We start from the raw sequence: 24,504 nt of genomic DNA on the forward strand, positions 1-24,504 counted from the left end.
TAGATGAAAAAAGTCACTATAAACAGCGTTGCCAGTCATGCAGGTGTTTCTAAAAAAACCGTATCGCGAGTACTCAATAATGAGCCTAATGTCAGTGCAGCTACACGCGAAAAAGTGTTAGCCGTATTTAAAGAGCTAGATTACACCCCAAACCCAATTGCACGCGGCCTTGCACAAAATCGCAGCTTTATCATTGGTTGCATTTACGATAACCCTAGTAAAAGTTATATCACCCGTGTGCAAACAGGCGCACTGGCTGCCTGCCAAGAGAACAACTATAACTTGCTTATTCATCCTTGTGAGCTCAGGGGCGATGCACTCATTAACAATATTGAGCAGTTATTGCAGTCATCACGCCTTGACGGTTTAGTATTAACCCCGCCATTTTGTGATTTTGGCGAGTTGGTAGATTTTTTAAAGTCGAAAAAAATCCCTTATGCTCGAGTCGCTTCTGCAATTTTAGATGATGATTCTATTTCTGTGACCAGCAATGACGAGCAGGGGGCGTTTGAAATTACCGAGCATTTAATAAATCTTGGACATACCTCCATAGCGTTTATTAAAGGTCACCCAGATCACAGTGCCACTGAGCAGCGTTTTAAAGGTTACAGGCGCGCATTAACAACTCATGGCATTGAATTTAACGAACGCTTAGTTGAAGAGGGTAACTTTAGTTACCATTCAGGAGTAGACAGTGCGCGTAGTATTTTAGATTTATCGCCACGTCCTACTGCTGTATTTGCATCAAACGACTACATGGCAGCGGCAGTGCTCAAATTAGCTACGCAGCGTAACTTACGTGTACCTGATGATATTTCTATCGCTGGGTTTGATAATGCACCAATAGCGCGCCACATTTGGCCTGGGCTGACCACCATAGCGCAACCTGTAGAAGAAATGACAAAACAAGCCGTTACGCAATTGATCACCCATATTATTGAGCCGCAAGAGTCGCCATATAAAGTGATTTTAGAAGCTAAATTAATCACGCGAGAGTCAACTGCAGCCGTAAAATAAAACCCTTTTTTCACAGTAGCCCGAGTATGAGTGACGCTTACTCGGGCTTTTTTTTGTCTGTACTTTTAATTTTCATTATTTGCTTGCTGGTATTTCACTAAAAATTCACGTTTATTTATTGTACATGTTAAAAAAATTGGCTATTTTTATGACTCAGGGTTGACACCGGTGTCAATGCCATGCGTTAATACCCTGACACCGGTGTCAGGGTTGTTGTGAGAGGCTCCCTGGTAGCGTACCTTTGAACGGGTAAGTCAAAGATGCTCAGTACAGTTATTTTCGTGGAGTCTATAATTGTTACTGAGCCTTTATCCTCTAACGAATAGAGATGAGTAAAATTATGTTGCACCCTCGAATTCAAGAAGTCACAGAACGCGTTATTGAGCGCAGTAAACAAACCCGTCAAGCCTATTTAGATCGTATTTCGCACGCAAAAAAACAAACAAGAGTTCGTGCTGGATTAGGCTGTGGCAATATTGCTCATGTAATGGCTGCGTGTAGCAGCGATGACAAAGCGCGTTTAAAAGCAGACGAGGTGCCAAACCTTGCAATTATCAATTCATATAACGACATGTTATCTGCACATGTGCCTTACAAAGAATACCCCGATTTAATTAAAAGCATTGCCACTAAATTTGACGCCACCGCGCAAGTTGCTGGCGGTGTACCTGCGATGTGTGATGGTGTTACGCAAGGGCGTGATGGCATGGAGCTATCGCTTTTTTCTCGTGACGTTATTGCTATGTCTACTGCGGTTTCGTTATCGCATGACGTGTTTGATGGTGTGTTTTGTTTAGGCGTATGTGACAAAATCGTCCCAGGCCTATTAATTGGTGCTTTATCATTTGGTCACTTACCTGTGTATTTTTTACCAGCAGGGCCTATGCAATCAGGTATTCCAAACAAAGACAAAGCACGTGTTCGTCAAAAGTTTGCACAAGGACTGGTATCTCGTGAAGAGCTACTAGAAGCTGAAAGCGCTTCTTACCACAGTGCGGGTACCTGTACGTTTTATGGTACCGCTAACTCAAATCAAATGCTGATGGAAATAATGGGCTTACACTTACCAGGTAGCTCGTTTATAAACCCATACACAGAACTGCGTGATGGCTTAACCGGTAATGCGGTTGAAACCATGCTTAAGCAGCTTACTGAAAACAAAGATGGCCCGTGTTTAGCGGATGTGATCAGCGAAAAAACCATTATTAACGGCTTAGTTGGCTTGTTATCAACAGGTGGCTCAACCAATCATGCAATCCATATTGTGGCGATTGCTAAAGCGGCCGGTATTCAAGTTACATGGAAAGACATGTCCGATTTATCAGCGGTTGTTCCATTACTGACGCGTATTTACCCTAATGGCTCTGCAGATGTTAATCACTTTCAAGCAGCCGGTGGAATGGGCTTCTTAATGCGTGAATTAGCAGGTGCTGGTTACCTTCATACAGACGTAACCACTATTTTAGGCGAAGGCCTTGCACCTTACATGTGTGAGCCACTACTCGATAAAGACGATAACTTGATTATGAGTGATGCGAACGGCCCAAGCAAAGTTAAATGGGTAGCGTGTCCAGAAAACTCACATGATGAAGAAGTACTTCGCCCAGTAAGTAACCCATTTAGTAAGCAAGGCGGTTTACAGCTACTAACGGGTAACTTAGGTAAAGCGGTTATTAAAGTCTCTGCGGTTGCAGAGTCTCATCAAGTGGTGTCGGCACCGGCTAAAGTATTTAGCTCACAAGGTGAGTTACAAGATGCCTACAGCCGTGGCGAACTTAACCAAGATTTTATTGCTGTACTTAAAGAGCAAGGGCCAAAAGCCAAAGGCATGCCTGAGCTTCATAAGCTCACACCGGTAATGGCAACATTACAAGATCAGGGCTATAAAGTGGCTATTGTTACCGACGGTCGTATGTCGGGCGCATCAGGCAAAGTACCAGCGGCAATCCATTTAGCACCTGAAGCGGTTGAAGGTGGGATTATTGCTAAAATTCATGAAGGCGATATTGTTACTCTAGATGCGCCAAATGGTATTTTAAAACTGCATGTTAGCGATGAAGAGCTTGCTAAACGAGAGCCGCAAATTAGCCAAGCAAGCCAAACGTTTGGTACAGGTCGTGAATTATTTACTGGATTTAGAAACATAGTAAGCAGTGCCGATTTAGGTGCAAGTGCTTTTGGACTTGAATAATAATTAGCCATATTGGGTAATGAGGAACAAGTAATGAGTATTGAAAAAATCTTAGCATCGGCACCGGTAGTGCCAGTGGTGGTAATCGAAAAATTAGAAGATGCAGCACCACTTGCAAGAGCGTTATATAACGGTGGCCTAAAAGCACTTGAAATTACACTGCGTACACCCATTGCAGCTGAGGCTGTAAAACTAATGAAAGCAGAAGTGCCCGAAGCTTATGTTGGTACAGGTACTGTGGTTGATAAAGCAAGCTTTAACGCATCAGTAGAAGCGGGCGCTGACTTTATGGTAAGCCCAGGTGTTAGCGATGAGTTATTAGCGCTGGCAAAAGAGTCTACTATTCCATTTTTACCTGGTGCAGCGACCCCAAGCGAAGTGATGAACTTAGCTGCTCATGGTTTTAAGTTTTTAAAGTTTTTTCCTGCAGAAGCTGCAGGCGGTGCTGCCATGCTTAAATCTATTGGCGGCCCATTACCTGATATTACTTTTTGTCCAACCGGTGGCATTAGTTTAGCAACCGCACCTGATTACTTAGCACTTAACAATGTTATTTGTGTAGGTGGTACCTGGATGTTAGATAAGCAACTTATTGAAAATAAAGACTGGCAAGCTATTGAAACGCTTGCTCGCCAAGCATGTGAAGTTAATAGGAGTCAAAAATGATTAATGTAGCAATTAATGGCTACGGCCGAATTGGTCGTAATGTATTACGTGCACTGTATGAATCAGCGCAAAATAATGAAATTAAAATTGTGGCTATTAACGATTTAGCCCCAGCCAATGTAAATGCTCATCTGACTCAGTTTGACTCAGTACATGGTCGTTTCTCACAGCAAGTAACGCTTAAAGACAACACCATGTTAATTGGCGATGATGTGATCACCTTAACGCAAGAACGCGATCCTGCTAACTTACCGTGGAAAGCGCTAAACGTTGATATCGTACTTGAATGTACGGGATTATTTACTTCACGCGAAGCGGCTAATAAGCATATTGAAGCGGGTGCTAAAAAAGTAGTGGTATCGGCACCTGGTACAGATATGGATGCTACCGTAGTGCACGGTGTAAACAGCGATGTAATTAATGCTGACAGCAATATCATCTCAAACGCGTCGTGTACAACTAACTGTTTAGCACCAGTTGCCAAAGCAATAAACGATACGGTAGGGATTGAACAAGGTAGCATGACTACTATTCACGCTTATACCAACGATCAAAACTTATCCGACGTATACCACCCAGATTTATACCGCGCGCGTAGTGCGACTCAATCTATGATCCCAACTAAAACGGGCGCTGCAAAAGCGGTTGGTTTAGTATTGCCTGAGCTGGCAGGTAAATTAGATGGCATGGCGGTACGTGTACCTACAATTAATGTGTCGTTAGTTGATTTAACGTTTATTGCTAAACGTGACACAAGCATTGAAGAAATTAACCAAGTGGTTAAAGCAGCCTCAGAAGGGCCAATGAAAGGTATTTTAGAGTACAACGAGCTGCCGCTTGTTTCTATCGACTTTAACCATAACCCAGCCTCATCTATTTTTGATGCAACGCAAACACGTGCTGATGGTAAATTAGTTAAAGTAATGGCGTGGTACGACAACGAATGGGGTTTCTCAAACCGCATGTTAGATCAAGTTAAAGCGCTGGGTGCCTATTTATAAATTTTCCGTGTAGTTAATTTAGCTTTATCCAGCCAAGCCACGCATTGCGTGGCTTTTTTTGTTGTCGTGAACCTAAATATAAGCTGAGAGGAATAAATGCTAAAACCTAAAAAGAAATATATAAGGCTATTTTTTCCATATCTTAAAAAGAATTCGACATACTAAAATTGGAAATACACTTACGAGTCCATAAAACATAGCTTGCCTAGTATCAGCTGAAGATGAAAACCAGTGATAAGTCATTGCAATAAATATAAATAGATAAATGAGTAAATTAAGTAGTTTATTCATTTTTATTATCGCAAACATTTTTAATTTGAGCTGAGATTTTGGTTAACTCATTCATAACTTTTGATATATTCGCAGATTTGATATTTGTCGATATAATTGTTTTCAAAAAATAATTATTCAAGTTGCTATTGATTTGAATTAAAAATAAATCGAAAGTATCGCTTTGCTGAAATACCGCTTTAATTATCCTTTGGTGTCCATGTAATATTTTTATATCAGTCATAACTTCAGTCTCATAAAAAAGCATATCTTCTAAAGTGTTTTTTTGATATGAATTTAAAATGCTTTTGTAGATTGATACTGGTTTATTACTAAGATCAATATCACTTTCCAAAAGCCTATTTTCTCTTAATGGCCAAATACTCAAATTATATGATGTTTTTTCTGAAGTTATTTGTTCAGAATATAAAGGTACTTTGTGAGAGTTAAAGTTACATTTAGCGTATGCATTATCGAGATAAAAAATGCTAAGAAATAAAGCTATTAGGATTCTTACACTCATTTTATTGGCTTATTCTCTTCTGTCTTTAAACAAGACAGATAATTTAAGTAAATAAAAATAACCACTAACGAACTAAAAAATACAATGTCTTCTTGGAGATTATTCATTGTAAAATCCCACGCTAGAAGCATCAACATGGTCATACAAAATGTTAATAGTATGTGAGCAGTAAAAGTTTTCATTATTAAGGTTGAATATTTATTGTTCTAATTGAGCTTCGACGTTGAATTTCATTATTTACTTTTGATAGCTCTGATTTATTAAATAATACAGTACCCCAAATGACGAGAGTAACGACTCCACCTTTGGTCACTTTTCTATTACTCCAAAGCTTTACTAATAAATCCTTTCCACTTAAGGCCGAGGCTCCAACACCAATATATGATGCAAAGTTATCAACTTGACTATGAAAATACTGATCAGCTATAAGTTCTTCCGTTGTAAAAGACCATATGCCCCAATCCTTATTAACGAATGTAGGCTCAACAGCTATTGATATAAGCTTCGCTTTTAACGCCCCATTTGGTACGGATCTAATTAAGGTCATTGCTTCTATTTATTGATGACGGTCTAAGTGCCTATAAAGAATTGCACCACATATAGCCTCCACTTCATTTTGACCACCATCTTTGACTAAGGAGAAAGGTATTTTAACTATATTTGAAAGTATTCTGAGTTGCTCATTTAAGTTGTTTGGTAAATCGTATGGAAGATTACTAATAGAAAATGATGATGACATTTTTATTCCTTTAAAAATATAATATAAAAAAATGTTACTTAATAATACATGTTAGGTCAACAGCCAAAATCAAATTAAAACAACTACTCTACTTTTTTGTACAAAATATCCGAATGGTAGTAATTAATGAGTAGTTTCTATTTGTAAGGGAAAATAATCTTAGGATTTTAGCATTTAGTAGCGAATATTCTATCTCTAGCGAAAAATTGAAAAAGGATAATTCAATACTTAGTCATATACTCCGCCGCTTATTTCGTACCAGCCTCCTGCAAATTGGTGATGGTAATATCAGCGGTTATATTGCTTGCTTTTTGGCAATATTAAGTTGCTTGGGAGTGCTTGCATTCCACTTCCCTGAATATTTAACGACTCCAGAATTGCGTAAAAGTTATAGCGTCGAGTTTTTACGTCAACTTATGTTTGTTGCCCTTATTATTTCAGGAAGCCTGGGGTTACTTAATTTTGTACGAAATACCAATAAGCGCTTGGGGGCGACTGCGTGGTTTTTTATTTTGCTGGCCATTGGCTTTGGCGGCCCGAATGTTGAAGTGAATGACTTTGCCGATAACACCCCTTATATTGGCTTAGATTGGTTTATATTAGACTTATTAGGCTCAACCTTAATTTTTATTTTAATTGAAAAACTACTTCCGCATCGAAAAGAGCAAAAAATACTGCGTAGTGAATGGCGCGGCGATTTAAACCATTTCTTTGTCAATCATCTAATAGTAGGCTTTGTATTACTGGTTACTAATCATTTTGTGCATTATGGTTTTGGTTGGGCGGTGTCGAGCACATTACAAGGTTACATAGCGCAAATGCCGTTTATACTGCAGCTATTTTTAATTATTTTGGTGGCTGATTTAATGCAGTATTGGACACATCGTGCTTATCACGAAGTCCCCTTTTTATGGCGATTTCATGGTGTCCATCACAGTGCCAAAGAAATGGATTGGCTCGCAGGCTCTCGTCAGCATATTTTAGAAATACTTATCACCCGTAGTTTAGTGTTAACGCCTATATTTGTGCTGGGTTTTTCACAGCAAATTATTAGTTTGTACGTGATTATTGTAGGCTTTCAAGCGGTATTTAATCACGCTAACGTAAATGTAAAATTTGGGTGGTTAAAGTATTTTATGGTTACACCACAGTTTCACCATTGGCATCACGCATCCGATAAAGCCGCAATTGATAGAAATTATGCAGCCCATTTTTCGTTTTTAGATTACTTGTTTGGCTCTGCAGTAAAAGGGCAAGCAGAGTGGCCCAAAGAATATGGGGTTGTGGGTGATTACATGCCTGTAGGTATGCTAAAGCAACAAATTTACCCGTTTAAAAAACAAAAATAGTGTTCAATTTTAGATTGCGGCCATAATATTAATGGCCGCATAACCATTATAAAAAGTCAGCTAATGCGCCAAGTGTTGGCCGCTGTGCGATATTTTCGCTCATGCATTGCTGCGCAATATGTTGTAAGTGCATTACTTCAGCACTTTGTTCTTGGCAGGTTGTGAGTAAATCCTCGATTAAACACCCTAAAGCACGCACTTCTATTAACTGCATTTGTTGACGTTGATAGTCACTGAGCATAGTAAGATCAGTGGCCGCGCCAAAATCCCCAAACAGCACACGCGCGTGCGGGTCAACCATGGTATTGTGCGCATATATATCACCATGGCTTATATTGTGCTGGTGCAAGTGGGCCACAGTGCTAACCATTTGCTGCGCTATGGCATAAATTACTTGGGTAGAGTAGTGGCAATCGCTTTCAAATGTATCTCGAGTACAGGTATCAAGGCTCGGCGGTAAACCAAGATTTGTAAAGCTTGTATCAATTAACTCCATCACTAAACCAAGCTGTTGCTGTTGTTCAATGTAAGCCAGTACTTTAATTAAGTTTGGATGCTCAAGCGCTTGCAAGCAGCAATTAACTTCATCCAGCGGATAACCATCGCTTGTAATAGTCCCTTTAAATAACTTAACAGCAACCGGCTCTTTATTCGTTGAATAAGCAAGATGGATAATCCCTGATGCGCCTTGGCCTATTACTTTACTGAGCGAGTAGTCACTCAGTGGTTTATTGGCTAAATTTGATTGGGTAAGGCACTGTGATTTATTAAAGCAATTACCTGCAAATGCAAGCCAAGTCAGCTTTGGTAGTTCAAATAGCCAATCATCAATTTGAGTTAACTGATTTGCAGAGAGCCTAACTAGTTCTAGGTTATGGCAATTTGCCATGCTTATTGGAAGTTCATTAAGCTGATTACCTGCCAATGCCAGCTTTTTAAGCGCAGTGTATTGGCCAAATGTTGCAGGCAGCTTAGCTATTTTATTATCTGTAAGAATAAGCCATTCAATCGTTTTAGGTAGGCAGTGATCTGCAAATTCAGTGATGTAATTACCTTTAAATGCAACCATGATCAAAGCAGGGCACTTAGCGAGTATTTTAGGTATATGTTTAAACTGATTAAACGATAAAAACAGTCGTTTTAATTTTGTTAAGCAGGCAAATTCATCAGGTAAATCAGATAAATTGTTATTAGATAAATCCAAGACTTCGAGGGTATCCGCGAGGGTAAAAATTTCCTCTGGAAAGTGGCTTAGCGCTTCAACTAATTGTAGGTGTTTAGCACCAAGTAATTGGCCGCTGCGAAGTTGTGAAAGGGTATTCAAAATTAATAATCCATTTTAAAATCAACAAAAAGGCCAACTAAGTTGGCCTTTAAACACGATTAAGCTTTAATGTTTAAAATTGTGCGTTGTGGTACACGTTTTGTACGTCGTCACAATCTTCAAGCATGGCTAAAAAGCGTTCCATCACTTCTACATCTTCGCCTTCAATAGGGGCTTCTACTTGGGGTACAAAGGCAATTAAGTCTTCGTCAAATTCTGTCACACCCATTTCTTCAAGTGCGGTACGCGTATTGTTGTATTCAGTGTGTGGAGCAAATACGGTTACTTTACCGTTTTCTACTTCTACATCGGTTACATCAACGTCAGCCATCATTAGCGCTTCAAGAACGGTTTCATCGTCGTCACCGTCAAATACAAAAATAGCAAGGTGATCAAATAAGTGTGATACCGAGTTTTGTGCGCCAATTTTAGCGTTTGCTTTAGTAAAACACACACGTACATCAGCAAAGGTACGTTTGTTGTTGTCGGTTAAACAGTCAACAATAATCATGCAATTACCTGGGCCGTAACCTTCGTAGCGCGTAGCTGCATAGTCTTCACCGCCGCCGCCTTTGGCTTTATCAATGGCGCGTTCAATTACGTGAGCCGGTACTTGGTCTTTTTTAGCGCGTTCAATTAAACGACGCAGTGCTAGGTTACCGTCTGGATCAACACCGCCGTTTTTAGCACAAATATAAATCTCTTTACCGTATTTTGAATAAACTTTAGTTTTAGCACCCGCAGTTTTAGCCATTGAATCTTTTTTGTTTTGGTAAGCTCTTCCCATCTGCGTTTCGCCTTAATATGTATAAATAATTGAAAAAATTTGCAAGCCCATATTCTAAAGGTAAATGCCGGGCAGGGCTAGTAAGTATTGAGATTGATTACTAAGTAACGGGGGAAACAGTTATTATGAATGGAAAATAAAACAACCCGCCGAAGCGGGTTGTTTATTCGTTACAAATGATGAACGTTTGTCAGAGTATTACCAAATACGAACACGTTCGTCTTCTGGTAAGTACAACTCATCACCTGGTTTTACATCAAATGCTTTGTACCAAGCGTCGTGGTTACGAGGAGCTTGTGCTCTAAAGCGACCTGGCGCATGCGTACCGCCACGTAATTGGTTTAACATGCTTTGCTCAGTACGTTTTTCTTTCCATACTTGTGCCCACGCTAAGAAGAAACGTTGATCGCCGGTTACACCATCAATCACAGGGGCTTCTTTACCATTTAGGCTTAGTTTGTAAGCATGATAAGCCATGGCTAAACCACCTACATCACCAATATTTTCACCTAAGCTGTTGCGGCCATTTACAAAGTTACCCGGAATTGGCTCATATTTGCTGTACTGAGCCGCCAGTTTGTCGGCTTTAGCATCAAAAGCAGCACGGTCTTCGTCAGTCCACCAGTTACGTTGTATGCCGTTAGCATCTGATTTTGACCCTTGGTCATCAAAGCCATGGCCCATTTCGTGGCCAATCACGGCACCAATACCACCGTAGTTTACCGCAGGATCTGCATTTGGATCGAAAAACGGCGGTTGTAAAATAGCGGCAGGAAATACAATTTCATTAAATGAGCTATTGTAATAAGCATTTACACGTTGTGGTGTCATACCCCAGCGATTGCGGTCGGTCTTTTTCAGCTCTTTTTCAACGCTATCGGCTTGGAAAAACTCACGCATATTTTTTACATTAGCCATTAAATCATTTTTGCTAATGCTTAAGCCTTCGTAAGATTGCCATTCATCTGGGTAACCAATTTTTGGCACAAACGCCGCTAATTTTGCACGCGCATTCACTTTTGTTTCTGCGCCCATCCAATCTAGGTTATCAATACGCTCGCCAAGGGCTGTGCGTAAGTTTTCAACCAGCTCAGACATTTGTTGCTTTGATGACTCAGGGAAATAACGTTCTACATAAATTTTACCAATCGCAAAGCCTAGTGAACTAGTGCCTGACATTTGGCTGATCGCACGTTTCCAGCGCGGACGAGGCTCCTGCTGACCATTTAACTCTTTACCAAAGAAAGCAAAGCTGGTGTTAAATATGTCTTCTGACAACAGCCCAGCGTTACCATTAATTGCATGATATGTTAGGTAGTCTTTCCATACGCTTATATCTTCGTTGTTGATTAAATCAATCATGGCCTTTACAGGTTCAGGCTGCGACACGTTTAGCTGCGGTACTTTGTAACCTGTTTGCGCAAAGTATAAATCCCAATTAAATCCAGGGTACTGAGTACTTAACTCGTCGCGTTTTATTTGGTTTAACGTTATGTCACGATTACGGCGTTTTTCACGTGGCCAATGACCTTCTGCAATTTTTGTCTCTAGCGCTAAAATTGCTTGTGCACGTTCAGTGGTATTTTCAACACCAGCAAATTTAAGCATGTCGGCAATATGTGCAACATACGCTTCACGAGTTTTGACAAAACGCTCTGCATCTTCAAGGTAATATGAACGATCAGGTAAGCCTAAACCACCAGCACCTAACGACATTTCGTATTTATTAGGATCTAAGCGGTTAAACCACATACCACCACCAATTGGGGCGCTAACACCAGTGAGCCATGAATTACCAAAGATTTTTGCTAAGTCATCAGTTGAGTCGACAGCGTTAATATCGTTAAGCAATGGCTTAATGGGAGTCACACCGAGCTTATTTAGCGTGTCGGTATCCATGTACGAATTATAAAAATCAGCAACTAGTTGCTCTTCTGCATTTAAATTTTCACGTGCTGCAATATCTTCAATAATTTCTTTTACACGCTCTTCACTGCGTTCAGCTAACGCAGAAAACGCACCATAGCGTGTTTTATCTGCTGGCATTTCGTAGTTGTCGTACCATGAACCGCTGGCATACATAAAAAAGTCATCGCCTGGTTTTACAGCTTCATTGCGGGCAGTTAAATCAACCCCAAAAGTGCCTAATTCAGCTTGCTCAGTTGCTTGTGGTTTTTCAGCGACTGCTGCGACTTGCTCAGTTTTTGTAGTTTGTGGCTCTGAACAGCCGGTAATAAATGTAGCGGCGAGTGCCGCTGCAATTAAACTTTTTTTCATTACTTTCCCCTATGAATTCACGTTATTTAATTCGTTATATTTTTGTTATAAAAATAGCTATTTGATTGTATTGATAACTTCACTTCAAACAAACCTTTTGAGGTGAATAACCGTACCGGTCGATAAGATGAATAAAATACTATCAAAATAGCAAAAAAATACTCAACTACTTAAATCGTTCTTGAGCGGCTTAGTTTATTGCGCCTTTGACTGCTTTTGCTGTAATGCCCACATACGGGCATATTCACCGTTTTGATTTAGTAGTTCTTGGTGTTTGCCTTGTTCAATAATTTCACCAGCTTTTAAAACAATAATTGAGTCTGCGTCGGTTATGGTCGAAAGTCGGTGTGCAATAACAATACTGGTGTGATCATTTGCCACTTCTCGCATTGCTTTTAAAATAGCTTGCTCTGCATGAGAGTCGAGCGCGGAAGTTGCTTCATCAAAGATTAAGATGGGTGATTGCTTTAAAATAGCACGGGCAATGGCAATCCGTTGTTTTTCACCCCCTGAGACTTTTAACCCGCGCTCACCCACGAGGGTTTTATCGCCTTTGTCTAAGCTATTTATAAAGTCGGTTAAGTGCGCCATGTTAATTGCTTTATTTATTTCATCTTCAGTTGCTGAGGGTCTGCCATAGGCAATATTCTCACGGATGGTGCTATTAAACAGCACAGTATCTTGGGGGACTATCGCAATGGCTTTACGCAAGCTTGCAAGAGTAACTGTATTAATTGCTTGTTTATCTATGCTAATAGTGCCTGATGACAGCTCATAAAAGCGATACAGTAATCGGGCTAATGAGCTTTTTCCTGCACCACTTGCACCCACAATCGCGACTTTTGAGCCGGCAGCAACATTAAAGCTAATGCTTTTTAAAATAGGCCTTTTACTGTCGTAGTGAAAGCTTACTTTATCAAAGCTAATTTCACCTTGTTTAATGACCAATTCTTTAGCCTCATGAGCATCCGCCACTTTAGGTTGTGTATTAAGCAGGCCGAGCATGTTTTCAAGGTCGGTGAGGGCACGGCGTATTTCGCGATACACAAACCCTAAAAAGTTGAGCGGTAAAAAGAGTTGAATCATATACGCATTGATCATCACAAGTTCACCAATCGTTAACTCGCCCGTGACAACTTCGCTTGCGCCAAGCCACATTAATGCGGTTATTGCACAGGCAATAATGAGTGCTTGCCCTGAATTTAGCGCCAGTAACGAGAGTCTGTTTTTTAATCGTGCTTGTTCCCAGGTTGCTAAAAACGTATCGTAAGTTTTAGCTTCATACTCTTCGTTATTAAAGTATTTAACGGTTTCGTAATTTAATAAGCTGTCGATGGCGCGTGTGTTACTTTGGTTGTCGGCAGCATTTGACTCGCGAATAAAGCGGTTTCGCCATTGGGTAACTGCCACGGTAAAAAAGATATAAATAGCCACAGCAAGTAGGGTGATCAGCGCAAACCAAATAGAAAATAAGGTGCCAAAAATAATCGCCACGGTCATTATTTCAAACAACGTGGGCACAATATTAAACATTAAAAAGCGCATTAAAAAGCTCAAACCACTGGTGCCGCGCTCTATGTCTCGACTTATACCGCCAGTTTGTCTGTCTAAATGAAAGGCTAAATCTAACGAATGCAAATGTTTAAATACTTTAAGGCCAATATCACGCATGGCATGCTCGGTGACTCGAGAAAATACAGCATCGCGTACTTCACCTAAAAACACGCTGGCAAATCGCAGTGCGCCGTACATAACGAGTAATAAGGTTGGGACGAGCAGTAGCGGGTTAATTGATTTATCAACCGCATCAATTATTTCTTTTAAAGCCCATGGCATGAGCAATGTCGCGCCTTTAGCACCCACAAGCGCTAATATGGCAATCAGCACACGCCCTTTAAATTTAGTGATATAAGGCCAAAGAGTTTGAATGCTTTGTTTTAAATTCATGGCATCGGGGCGTTTTACTGAACTTTGTCTGGAGCGCATTGAGGATCTCAGTATTTGTTTTTATATAAATGAAATAGCTTAATGTTGGCTATTGTATTTTAATTAGCTGCCCTTATATACTAGCTATCCTTTATTTTAGTTTTAAATGACAGATGTTTAAATTTCGCGTTTTTTTAGCTACTTGCTTGTTTTTTGCTGCACTCTTTAGTGTGCAAAGCCATGCTATGGGCGTAAAGCACGAATTAAACAGTAACCAAAGCAGTTATAGCCATGTTGTTAATGTCGAAAACTTAACTAACGCTCCCACACCGTTAAAGTCGCTAGGTAATTTACAGCATAAAAACTCAAAGCATTCTGAGTTTGCTGCGCATCAACCTAGGCTAACAGCCAATAACTCCTTTTTATTTTTACACAGTGCGCAGGGCGATCCTGAATACGATGTAGTGCATGAGTTTTTTGCGCTAAATGGGTGTAGGCATATTTTTTTGCGACCGCAAGCAGTCACCATAAATCAGCCTTGGTATACCTGGGTATTTAAAAGTAAAAAGTCGCGCTTGAGCGGCTGGAAAGATGCGAATCTGTTATACACCGCTGTAACCACCTACCACGCTTAAAGTTCCTTAATTATCGTTAATTGGTTTTAACGCATCGCGTTTTGACCTTAAGTTTAATTGTGCCTAATAGGTACGTTACTGGGCTATGCCGAGTAATAAGGAACAACTATGTTAAGTTTAAAAAAACAAAAAAAGCCATTTATGGCTAAATTTAAATTAAGCTATGTAGCCATGTTGGTTGTATTGGTTTTACTGGCAATAAGCGCTTTACCTAATTTATACCCGAATAAATCGTGGTTGCATATTAGTGCCGCACCTGAGGTTAAAACACAAGCAATACCAAGTACTGAAAACATAGTGCGCTTTTTAAATAGCCAAGGTTTTGAGGTCAGCCAAGGGGTAGAAAACCAAGCAACAATTAATGTGCTTTTAAATACACCTACGCAAAGTGCCCAAGCTCAAGCGGCTATAAAATCGAATTACCCAAATACACAAGTTAAAATTGTAGAACATGCAACCAGCCCTGTTTGGTTACAAGAGTTTGGTTTATCGCCCATAAAGCTGGGTCTTGATTTAAACGGCGGGGTATTGTTTGTACTTGATGTTGATTTAGATAAAGCCATTGATGAGCAATTACTCAGTGCTTACCAGCAAACGAAAGCCATTATTGTTAAACAAAAAGCCTATGGTGTTAAAGCAAAGCAAACTAACCAAGGCTTTGAAATAAGTGCATTAGAAAATGCAGCTGAAAAGCTAACCTCAGTTATTAGCGACCTTAAAAGCCGCTTTGAAAATCTAACTATAACCACATCAACTCATGGCAACTTACAGGTCGTTAAAGTGAGTTATTCTGAGCAAGGGCGCAGCGCATTTGATAGACAAGTCATGAGCCAAACACTCACTACGCTTCGCTCACGCATTGAAGAGTTAGGAATTACCGAGGCGGTTACACAGCGCCAAGGTAAGCAGCGCATTCGCATTGAGCTACCCGGCGTCCAAGACCCAGCCGAGGCAAAACGTATTATTGGTGCTACCGCGTCACTTGGATTTTATCAACTTAAAGAGATTGGCGGGCAAACATTTAATTTGCAATCGGGTGGGACTATTAAGCTCGACCCTGTGCCTATTTTTACTGGTGAGCACATTAATAATGCCAATATTGGCCGTGATGACTGGGGTAAACCTTTAGTACAACTGAGCCTAGATAGCCAAGGTGGCGATGCTATGTCGGCGTTTTCTAAAGCGAATATAGGCAAGCCGATGGCAACGCTCTATTCAGAGTATTCACAAAATGCTAAAGGTGAAGTGGTTAAAAGAAGCGAAGTCATTAATGTAGCGAATATAGCCCAGCATTTAAGCTCACGCTTTAGTATAACCAATATGCAAAGCCAGCAAGCGGCTGCCGATTTAGCGCTATTACTACGTGCAGGATCGCTTACGGCGCCAGTGACCATAGTACATGAACAAACTATTGGTCCAAGCCTTGGCCAAGACAACATTAACAATGGATTGGCGGCGTTAATGTTAGGCATGGGGTTAACGCTTGCCTTTATGGCGCTGTGGTATCGTCGTTTAGGGCTTATTGCAAATGTTGCGTTAGTTTTAAATTTAACGTCTTTAGTGGGGTTAATGTCATTATTACCTGGGGTGGTTTTAACACTTCCTGGTATTGCAGGTTTGGTGCTAACCATAGGAATGGCAGTTGATACTAACGTGATTATATTTGAACGCATTAAAGAAGAGCGCCGCAAAGGACGCCCTCCATATCAAGCGATACAAGAGGGCTATAAACAAGCTGCGAATACGATTTTAGATGCCAATATTACCACGATGATCACCGCGATTATTTTATATGGTATAGGTTATGGCCCTGTAAAAGGCTTTGCTATAACGCTTGCGCTGGGACTTATCACATCGGTATTTACTGGTGTGTATGTATCGAAATATTTAAGCCAAAGCTTATATTTAAAGCTGGGTAAAAAAGCAGGAGTAAACGCGCATGCTTAATTCTTTTTTAAAATGTGAGGCAGGGTCTCGTATACGTTATACAGGCATGCTGATCAGCGCCATATTTGTGATGTTGTCGGTATTCACCATTGCACAAAAAGGGCTAAACTTTGGCCTTGATTTTACGGGTGGATACTTAACAGAGTTTACCACCAGCCAAGGTGTTGAACTAAAACAGCTTGAGCAATTTATTGCTAAAAATCATCAGGGTGAATTTGAGCTAACAGCACAGGGCAATAATCATTTTCAACTAACACAAGGCCCCAATAATACAGGCAATAACAATGACTGGAAAACGGCTATTAGCCAAAACCCAACTATAAATGCTGAGGTTTTATCATCGGCTTATATTGGCTCTCAAGTGGGTGATGAACTATTTGAACAAGGCTGCTTAGCATTATTTGCTGCGATGGTCGCGGTAATGATTTATTTAGCTGTTCGTTTTGAATGGCGTTTGGCATTAGGCTCTGTGGTGGCTTTATTTCATGACTTAGTGCTGGTGGTTGGCTTATTCTCATGGTTACAAATAGAGTTTAACCTAACTGTTTTAGCCAGTTTGTTGGCGATTATTGGCTACTCACTAAATGACTCAATAATAGTTGGAGATAGGGTGCGCGAGCTGTTGCGCATACCAACAAACATCACACTCAAACCAAGCAGTATTATCAACAGTGCTATTAAAAGCACCTTAACTCGTACGCTTATTACCTCCGGGACTACGCTCGCAACGGTGGCAAGTGTTTGGCTGTTAGCAGGGGCTCCGCTTCAGGGATTTGCAATTGCTCTGTTTGCAGGAATAGTCGTAGGCACGTTATCGTCCATTTGTATTGCTGCAACATTACCCGAGCTACTTGGGTTAAGTGCTAAAAACTACGATAAGCAAGTGGATCAGCAAACGCAGGCATTAATGGATATGCCATAGGCTTAAATCAGCATTGTTGTTACACAGTAAAGGGATAGTGTTAGGTGTAGCAACAATGCTAAAATGGCAAAATTATTTTACCGTATTTAGTGAATTTCCAAATGAATAAAGCCCATGTTACAGAGCACCTGCGTTTTGCCTTAGAAGAGCAGCTTAATACTGCGAAAATTGCAGCTCAAACAGCCCACGATACCGCGACCCACGAAGAAAGCATTGCAGAAACTCAATATGATACGCTCGGGCTTGAAGCTGCGTATTTAGCGCAAGGTCACGCTGATCGGGTGAATGAGTGTTATAAAGAAATACAACTATTTGAAGCCATCTACAACGACGTCGTTACAGGCACAATAGCAGTCAGTTCATTGGTGTGTTTAGAAGATGATGCAGGCACACAAAAATGGTTTTATTTAGGCCCAGCAGCTGGTGGATTAACCGTTGATATTAAAGGCACAACTATTCAAGTACTTACCTCTGGTGCACCATTAGGCCAACAGTTATTAGGTAAACAAGTCGATGATGAAGTTAGTTTAACACTCGGTGATGTAAAACATAGTTACGATGTGGTTAAAGTGCTTTGAATGTAGTATTTATTTGTCTCTTACGCTGAGACGCAGCATCTCGTAGGCCTCTTTGTTAAATAATTGCCTGAAACTTAAAGAATAAAATTAAAGATGAGCCGTTTATGAACTTAGTTTTGGTTAGTGATATATTTGGTAAAACAGCGGCTTTAAAAGCATTAGCTGAAGAACTAAACGCTCAGTCTATTGTCGATCCCTATGGCGGGGTGGATATGGCATTTAACAGTGAACAGCAGGCCTATGAGTATTTTAGTCAGCATACTGGCCTTGATGAGTATGTAGCTATTTTACAAAAAACGATTAAACCACTCGCTGGTAACATCATATTGATTGGTTTTAGTGTTGGCGCATCGGCAATTTGGTCAATGTCTGCACATCCGGCGATTAAAACGATAGCTAAGGGCATTTGTTTTTACAGCTCGCAAATTAGGCACCATACTGAGCTAAACCCGGCATTTGAAATAGAGTTAATTTTTCCTCACTATGAGCAACATTTTGATGTGAAAGCACTTCAGGCTAAGTTGGCAACAAAGCCTAATGTTTCCGCTAAGTGTGTTGATTATTTGCATGGTTTTATGAACCCGCATTCGAATAATTTTAATCAACGCGCTTACGATGAAACATTAACTGTGTTATCTAATAAGCTAATATAATAAACTAGTTAAGGAGTGTTTATAACTCGATGTTAGCCGGTTTCACTCAATCACAACTAAGGCATTTATAGCGTGAACTTATAAGATTTGCTTGAGTCTGATAATCATTAACGGATAAGCAGTTAAATAAAGGACATAAATTTAAAGGAATATTATGGAGATAGGGATTTTTACCGTCACAATTACGGGTGTTTTACTCACGGCTTTAATTATAAAGTACTTAACGTTTAGGCCTGAGCGTGTTTTTTCTGATATTGGAGAAAACGTTCTACTTTGCAAAAAACCTCACTGGTTCAATAATAATAAAAGTAGAATGCAGCTTATTCCTAAAGGGGCGATAATTAAAATACAGCTAGCGTCAAATACCGTTACTTTATTTTGTAAAAGTGGCAATGTTATTGATATACCAGTGCCAAACTCAAAGTTTACTGCCGATGTTTTGCAAAGCGCAAAAACACACTTTCACAAAGCAGAAGTAGTAATACTAGACAACTAACACACCACTTTGAGAACTTAATTTAGATTTTCAATTTTTAAAAGGCGATGAAAATCAATTAGTTAAAGTGGATGTCAGTTTGTTAATGCAATAAAGCGCCAAGATTACGCAGGTTATTGCTGTATTTAATTGTTTATTTCAATGGGTTTAGGCTTTTTTAACAAATTTAGCCGTCACCATCATTTCACCTATGCCATCTACTTTACAGTCAAGCTCATGATCTTTTTTATCAAGTACACGTCTTACTAAGGCCTTGGTGCCAATTTTAATAACTTGTGAGCTACCTTTAATTTTTAAATCTTTAGCTACGGTTACTTTGTCGCCATCAGCAAGTAAAGTGCCGTTTGCGTCTTTCACTAAAATAGCGTCTTCGTCATTAGTAACATTCGGGTTCCACTCATAGGCACATTCTGGACAAATAAGCAGCTGTTGGTCTTCGTAAACGTATTCACATTGGCATTTAGGACAAGCGGGAAGAGACATGATGATCACTTTTAGTATTAAATTTTGGCTATTTTAAAACACAAATTAGCAATAAAAAAGTTCATCAAAAATTTTTATCTTTACGCTAAAAATATCTCGTTTGTGCGCATCTAAAAAAGGGCATATAAATCACCTGTCGCTTAAGCAATTTAAGCGCTAACGTTTATAGTAGATATTCGTTAAAGCACCTATCGTATTAAGTGATTTGCTAAATGCTGCACTTAGTGCGATAGGTGTTTCTATTTGCTGTTTTATTCGCTGAGCTAACTGATTAGCAAGGCTGCTTTGTATATTTTGACTTAACTAGGAAAAGTCGTGTTTAAAACCTTAATTGTGGTTGATAACAATGAGCAAACGCTTGCTCTTTCATTTGAAAATGTCATTACCTTTAACACCTATTTGCGTGACTACCCAAAACGCAACGAACCAAAAACCCGCATAATAAATCTATGTGATGCTAGCCAGTATTTAAGTAAAGGCTATTACTGTTCGTTACTTGCTGAGGCGCGCAAGCACCAAGTATTACCGAGTGTAAAAACAATTAACGCGCTTCGAAGCAATCAAGCGTCATTACAAAATATTGGCCATATTGATGGTGCTGTTTATTTTGGTCATGCGGGAAATGATCAACAAGCTAAAGCCGCTAAATCGGTATTTAAACAATATCCGGCACCTATTTTATTTGTTGATGAGCAAGGCCTATTACAACAAGGATCATTAGCGTCCCTAAGCGAGCAGCAATATGCTGCGTTTATTGAAAAGCTAAATGAGTTTACCCAAACGCAATGGCGTATTGGTAAAGTTGAGCGCCGTTTTCGTTGGGATATGGCGATATTGGTTGATCATAACGAAAAAGTACCGCCAAGTGATAAAGATGCAATAGCCCGTTTTATAAAAGCAGCAGCGAAACATGGTATTAACGCAAAAGCACTCAGCTTTGAGGAAATAGACAATATTGCCCAATTTGATGCGTTGTTTATTCGCCAAACAACAGCGATTGATCACCCAACGTACCGCCTTGCAAGTAAAGCGCAAAGCCTAGGTTTAGTGGTGATTGATGATGCGGAGTCTATTTTACGATGCTGTAATAAAGTGTACTTACATGATGCATTCAATTATCAAAAAGTACCGAGTTTAAAAACCGTGGTGGTGGCAGATCAATCAAAAGACACAATTGAGCAATTAGAAGCGTCGTTTACTTATCCGCTGGTATTAAAAATGCCAGAAGGGTCGTTTTCAAAAGGCGTGTATAAAGTTGCTAATCGTGATGAATTAGAAGCTAAGCTTAGTGAATTATTTGCTTTAAGTGCGTTAGTTCTGGCGCAAGAGTACATGTACACAGAATATGATTGGCGTGTAGGGGTACTTAATGGTCGTGCTATTTATGCGTGTCGTTATTTAATGGCGCGTAACCATTGGCAAATATATAACCATGACGCGAAACGGTTTTTCTCGGGTGGCTTTGAAACATTACCTACGTTTGAATTACCTAAAGCTGTACTGGATGCTGCTTTAAAAGCATGTAAAACCGTGGGTAAGGGTTTATACGGTGTGGATGTAAAAGAGCATCAAGGCCGTGCGTATGTGTTGGAAGTAAACGATAACCCAAGTATTGATCACAAAGTAGAAGATGGTTACTTAGGTGATGAGTTATACATGATCATTATGGATGAGTTTAAACAGCGCCTTGAAGCACGAGGTCGCGGCTAATGCTTAACGCATTGTCTGATATAACGATTTTTGCAGGGGCGGATATTAGTATTCGCCCTGCAAGCGCGAGTGATTTAAACGCCTTAGTGGCGCTTGAAAATGCCTGCTTTAGTAACGATAAGCTTAGTGCGCGAAGTTTAAAGCGCTGGCTTAGTGCTAAACATGGGATTTTATTAGTTGCCGAGCACAATGCGCAATTATGTGGTTACGGTTTGGTGTGGTGCCATAAAGGCACGCGGTTAGCGCGTTTGTATTCGTTAGCCGTATTACCGACGATGCAGGGCAAAGGAATCGCTAAAACGCTGCTTAAAGCCCTTGAAAAAGCCACTAGTGAGCGTGGGCGTATTTATTTGCGTTTAGAAGTGGCAGTAAATAACGACAGCGCCATAGGGCTTTATAAAAGTGTAGGGTATCGTGTTTTTGGTCAGTACAGTGATTATTACGATGATCACAGTGATGCCTTGCGCATGCAAAAAAACATCCGTCAAACCAGCGAGTTGCAAGTTGAGCGTTTAACGCCATGGTATCAGCAAACTACCGAGTTTACCTGTGGGCCTGCGGCATTATTAATGGCAATGGGCTCGCTTGATAACAGCACAGAGCTGAGTCAGTCACACGAATTAGCTTTATGGCGTGAAGGCACCACCATTTTTATGACCTCGGGACATGGCGGTTGTCATCCGTTTGGTTTGGCACTGGCTGCAAATAAACGGGGATTTAAAAGTGAGGTCATTGTTAATACCTCAGAGCCATTATTTTTAGATGGGGTACGCAGTGATAATAAAAAAACGGTGCTGGCGACAGTACATCAGCAATTTGTTGAAGGCATAGCCTCGGCTAATATTCCTGTTACCTATAAAGATGTTGAACTAACTGATATAGAAACGTGGTTAAACCAAGGTTTTAGTGTGTTACTGTTAATAAGCACTTATCGGTTTGATGGAAAAAAATCACCGCATTGGGTATGTGTTACTCATTTAGATGCGCACTGTGTGTACGTACATGACCCGTTTTGCGAACCAGGTAACGACAATCAATTAGCGATTGACTGTCAATATGTGCCAATTGCACGCAGCGATTTTAGTAAAATGTCGGCTTTTGGTAGTCAAAGGCTTAGAACGGCAGTTGCTATTGGTAAAAAATAATAGATTAGGATTTTAAGTGACATTTTTAGATTTTATCGATGTAGCCCCATACTCGTGGGCAGCTATTGGTACGGCGGCTTTTTGTGGGGCTATTATTGGTATAGAACGGCAATTGCGTGGCAAACCTGTAGGGATCCGTACTTCTGCACTGATCACCTTAGGTACTTACTTGTTTTTATCGACTGCGTTTAATTTACAAGGGGATGTGATTGATCATTCTCGCGTAGTCGGGCAAATAATTACCGGCATCGGCTTTTTAGGCGCAGGCGTAATGCTCGCAAAAGACGGTGCGGTAGTCGGGGTTACCTCTGCTGCCACCATTTGGGTACTGGCTTCCATTGGCGTGATGATAGCAACCGAAAACCTCGGGGCTGCTATTAAGCTCTCGGTGCTTGTGGTGGGTATTTTATACGGCGTTGACGTGCTAGAAGCTAAGTTTAAAAGCTTAAGTAAAGGTGTGCATGCTAAAGTGAAAAGTTATCATAAACGCTATTATCGAAAAGACAGTATTGATACCGAGCGCCACTAATTAGTGGCGTTTTTATGCGGGTAGTGCTTTGTTTTGGAAGCTAAGCGCATCTTCAATTGGTGCGGGGCGGCCAGTAAAATAACCTTGTACACTGTCTACATTGAGTATTCTTAACGAGTTTAGTTCTTCTGCGGTTTCGATCCCTTCGGCAACAATGGTGCAGTCGATTGCTTTTGCAAATCCACACAATGCTTTTGCCAGTAAAAATTTACGATCGTCTGTGTTTATATTTTGAGTCAGGCTAATATCTAATTTTATAATATCGGCCTCAAGCTCTAGTATGTGCTGAAATGAGGAAAAGCCAGCGCCTACATCGTCAATGGCCAAGCGCAGACCTTTGTTTCTGAGAGGCCTAAGTGGAGCTCGCATTTTTTCGTAATTAGAAATTGGCGAATGTTCAGTAATTTCTAATACCAGCCTAGTGCAGTCAATCTGTTGTAATGTTCGTTCAAGTGCACCGCTAAGAATGTGCGAAGGCGAGCAATTAATGGCAATGTAAGTTGTATTATTAAACTTTGCCATATTGGCTATTGCATTTTTAATGGCCAGCATTTCTAATGATTCACTTAAACCCACCTTACTCGCTTCTTCAAACCAGATATCAGGGGTTTTATAAGGGGTGGTAAAAAAACGTGCAAGCGATTCAAAACCTACAACTTTATTATTTAGTTGACTATAAATAGGCTGAAAATAGATACTAATATCATTATCGCTAATAATTTGCTCAATAGTTGATTTTGTGTGGTTGTACGATACGCTTTTATCTAAACTCTTTTGAATTAATCCGGTCGCTATTTCTGAAATAATATTTAAAAAAGATAAATCGCGCTCATTTAAGCTCTCATCATGGTGTGATTTATAACAACAAAACGTACCATATAATTTCCCGTTCGACAGGTTGATAGGTACACCTATATATGCCCCTATACCTAATTTTTTTGTAACCGGCATCGCTTTGGTTATTGGGTTTGCTTTGGTATTAGTAATAATAGGGCTTAGCTTGTTGTCGGTGATTTGTTGGCAATACGTTTCATTAATCGGATCGGCATTACCCACTTTAACAATTTGGTTTTCAGAGGGGTTATCGACCACTTTAAAAACACGCTCATCGTTAATAAATTCAGATATAAAAGCAACATCCATATCTAAATGTTTACGAACCAAAGTGAGTAAGTTAGCTAGTTTAGCCTTAATGGATGCATTGTTGTGTTGTTCGACAAGCAAATTGGTTAATTCATCCATCGGCTATCTCCCTATGTTAATACCACTACACCTAATGAGTAATACTATAATTTATATATATAAAAAGATCTAATCAAGGCCTATCAATCTTTGT

Annotated in this window: 23 protein-coding genes; 14 read left to right on the forward strand and 9 right to left on the reverse strand. The window is 40.1% G+C overall.

What is annotated here, in order from left to right; genetic code table 11:
- Positions 1–3: 3 nt before the first annotated feature.
- The 4 genes from KK487_RS07165 (at position 4) to gap (ending at position 4,875) form a co-directional block, all read left to right on the forward strand.
- Positions 4–1,017, forward strand: coding sequence for a LacI family DNA-binding transcriptional regulator (locus KK487_RS07165; RefSeq protein ID WP_008110549.1), 1,014 nt, complete (start codon positions 4–6; stop codon positions 1,015–1,017).
- Between the two features lie 340 nt (positions 1,018–1,357).
- Positions 1,358–3,208, forward strand: coding sequence for a phosphogluconate dehydratase (gene edd / locus KK487_RS07170; RefSeq protein WP_013464822.1), 1,851 nt, complete (start codon positions 1,358–1,360; stop codon positions 3,206–3,208).
- A gap of 33 nt (positions 3,209–3,241) precedes the next feature.
- Positions 3,242–3,874: a bifunctional 4-hydroxy-2-oxoglutarate aldolase/2-dehydro-3-deoxy-phosphogluconate aldolase gene (gene eda / locus KK487_RS07175; RefSeq protein ID WP_013464823.1), complete on the forward strand. Its 633-nt coding sequence runs from the start codon at positions 3,242–3,244 to the stop codon at positions 3,872–3,874.
- Positions 3,871–4,875, forward strand: coding sequence for a type I glyceraldehyde-3-phosphate dehydrogenase (gene gap, locus KK487_RS07180; RefSeq protein WP_013464824.1), 1,005 nt, complete (start codon positions 3,871–3,873; stop codon positions 4,873–4,875). Before eda ends, gap begins: the two co-directional genes overlap by 4 nt.
- A gap of 283 nt (positions 4,876–5,158) precedes the next feature.
- On the opposite strand, the gene KK487_RS07185 is transcribed toward gap, so the two are convergent.
- The 3 genes from KK487_RS07185 to KK487_RS07195 form a co-directional block, all read right to left on the reverse strand.
- On the reverse strand, positions 5,159–5,668 hold the full coding sequence (locus KK487_RS07185) for a hypothetical protein (protein WP_036956425.1): 510 nt from the start codon (positions 5,666–5,668) through the stop codon (positions 5,159–5,161).
- A gap of 184 nt (positions 5,669–5,852) precedes the next feature.
- Positions 5,853–6,215, reverse strand: a complete 363-nt coding sequence (locus tag KK487_RS07190) for a hypothetical protein (protein WP_036956427.1) — start codon at positions 6,213–6,215, stop codon at positions 5,853–5,855.
- Between the two features lie 9 nt (positions 6,216–6,224).
- The gene (locus tag KK487_RS07195; protein WP_036956428.1) at positions 6,225–6,407 is read right to left on the reverse strand and encodes a hypothetical protein; all 183 of its coding nucleotides are present in this window, start codon (positions 6,405–6,407) and stop codon (positions 6,225–6,227) included.
- Positions 6,408–6,631: 224 nt separating this feature from the next.
- Between KK487_RS07195 and KK487_RS07200 the strand changes: the two genes are divergently transcribed.
- Positions 6,632–7,756, forward strand: a complete 1,125-nt coding sequence (locus KK487_RS07200) for a sterol desaturase family protein (protein WP_081875112.1) — start codon at positions 6,632–6,634, stop codon at positions 7,754–7,756.
- A gap of 46 nt (positions 7,757–7,802) precedes the next feature.
- Here KK487_RS07200 and KK487_RS07205 read toward each other — a convergent pair whose 3' ends face one another.
- The 4 genes from KK487_RS07205 to KK487_RS07220 form a co-directional block, all read right to left on the reverse strand.
- Positions 7,803–9,080: a protein kinase gene (locus KK487_RS07205; RefSeq protein WP_028835314.1), complete on the reverse strand. Its 1,278-nt coding sequence runs from the start codon at positions 9,078–9,080 to the stop codon at positions 7,803–7,805.
- A 73-nt stretch (positions 9,081–9,153) separates the two neighbouring features.
- Positions 9,154–9,867, reverse strand: a complete 714-nt coding sequence (locus tag KK487_RS07210) for a YebC/PmpR family DNA-binding transcriptional regulator (RefSeq protein ID WP_013464827.1) — start codon at positions 9,865–9,867, stop codon at positions 9,154–9,156.
- Between the two features lie 198 nt (positions 9,868–10,065).
- Positions 10,066–12,144, reverse strand: a complete 2,079-nt coding sequence (locus KK487_RS07215) for a M13 family metallopeptidase (RefSeq protein WP_096038408.1) — start codon at positions 12,142–12,144, stop codon at positions 10,066–10,068.
- Between the two features lie 195 nt (positions 12,145–12,339).
- Entirely contained in the window at positions 12,340–14,130 is a 1,791-nt protein-coding gene (locus KK487_RS07220) for an ABCB family ABC transporter ATP-binding protein/permease (protein WP_024601058.1), read from the reverse strand.
- A gap of 113 nt (positions 14,131–14,243) precedes the next feature.
- Here KK487_RS07220 and KK487_RS07225 point away from each other — a divergent pair, with 113 nt between their 5' ends.
- The 6 genes from KK487_RS07225 (at position 14,244) to KK487_RS18525 (ending at position 19,301) form a co-directional block, all read left to right on the forward strand.
- Positions 14,244–14,705 carry a hypothetical protein gene (locus KK487_RS07225; RefSeq protein ID WP_028835311.1) on the forward strand — a complete coding sequence of 154 codons (462 nt, stop codon included), beginning with the start codon at positions 14,244–14,246 and terminating at the stop codon, positions 14,703–14,705.
- A gap of 108 nt (positions 14,706–14,813) precedes the next feature.
- Positions 14,814–16,652 carry a protein translocase subunit SecD gene (gene secD / locus KK487_RS07230; RefSeq protein ID WP_215522108.1) on the forward strand — a complete coding sequence of 613 codons (1,839 nt, stop codon included), beginning with the start codon at positions 14,814–14,816 and terminating at the stop codon, positions 16,650–16,652.
- On the forward strand, positions 16,645–17,574 hold the full coding sequence (gene secF / locus KK487_RS07235; protein ID WP_215522109.1) for a protein translocase subunit SecF: 930 nt from the start codon (positions 16,645–16,647) through the stop codon (positions 17,572–17,574). Before secD ends, secF begins: the two co-directional genes overlap by 8 nt.
- Before the next feature lie 101 nt (positions 17,575–17,675).
- On the forward strand, positions 17,676–18,152 hold the full coding sequence (locus KK487_RS07240; RefSeq protein ID WP_013464833.1) for a GreA/GreB family elongation factor: 477 nt from the start codon (positions 17,676–17,678) through the stop codon (positions 18,150–18,152).
- Between the two features lie 104 nt (positions 18,153–18,256).
- Positions 18,257–18,805 carry a dienelactone hydrolase family protein gene (locus tag KK487_RS07245; protein WP_138764088.1) on the forward strand — a complete coding sequence of 183 codons (549 nt, stop codon included), beginning with the start codon at positions 18,257–18,259 and terminating at the stop codon, positions 18,803–18,805.
- Positions 18,806–18,959: 154 nt separating this feature from the next.
- The gene (locus tag KK487_RS18525) at positions 18,960–19,301 is read left to right on the forward strand and encodes a hypothetical protein (protein ID WP_231485830.1); all 342 of its coding nucleotides are present in this window, start codon (positions 18,960–18,962) and stop codon (positions 19,299–19,301) included.
- 147 nt (positions 19,302–19,448) lie between these two features.
- On the opposite strand, the gene KK487_RS07255 is transcribed toward KK487_RS18525, so the two are convergent.
- Positions 19,449–19,784: a zinc ribbon domain-containing protein YjdM gene (locus tag KK487_RS07255; RefSeq protein WP_013464836.1), complete on the reverse strand. Its 336-nt coding sequence runs from the start codon at positions 19,782–19,784 to the stop codon at positions 19,449–19,451.
- Positions 19,785–20,099: 315 nt separating this feature from the next.
- Between KK487_RS07255 and KK487_RS07260 the strand changes: the two genes are divergently transcribed.
- Genes KK487_RS07260 through KK487_RS07270 form a run of 3 tightly spaced genes read left to right on the forward strand, consistent with a single transcriptional unit; the run spans position 20,100 to position 23,168 of the window.
- Positions 20,100–21,494, forward strand: coding sequence for a RimK family ATP-grasp domain-containing protein (locus KK487_RS07260; RefSeq protein ID WP_028835308.1), 1,395 nt, complete (start codon positions 20,100–20,102; stop codon positions 21,492–21,494).
- Complete coding sequence (locus tag KK487_RS07265; RefSeq protein WP_024601052.1) at positions 21,494–22,639, forward strand: GNAT family N-acetyltransferase/peptidase C39 family protein; 1,146 nt, start codon at positions 21,494–21,496, stop codon at positions 22,637–22,639. The genes KK487_RS07260 and KK487_RS07265 overlap by 1 nt, the downstream gene beginning before the upstream one ends.
- A 16-nt stretch (positions 22,640–22,655) precedes the next feature.
- Positions 22,656–23,168, forward strand: a complete 513-nt coding sequence (locus KK487_RS07270; RefSeq protein WP_013464839.1) for an MgtC/SapB family protein — start codon at positions 22,656–22,658, stop codon at positions 23,166–23,168.
- 12 nt (positions 23,169–23,180) lie between these two features.
- Here KK487_RS07270 and KK487_RS07275 read toward each other — a convergent pair whose 3' ends face one another.
- Positions 23,181–24,410 (reverse strand): sensor domain-containing phosphodiesterase, encoded by a 1,230-nt coding sequence (locus KK487_RS07275; RefSeq protein ID WP_215522110.1) that lies wholly within the window; start codon positions 24,408–24,410, stop codon positions 23,181–23,183.
- Between the last annotated feature and the right edge of the window lie 94 nt (positions 24,411–24,504).

The sequence above is a fragment of the Pseudoalteromonas sp. SiA1 genome (genome assembly GCF_018732205.1).
Lineage (GTDB): Bacteria > Pseudomonadota > Gammaproteobacteria > Enterobacterales > Alteromonadaceae > Pseudoalteromonas > Pseudoalteromonas tetraodonis.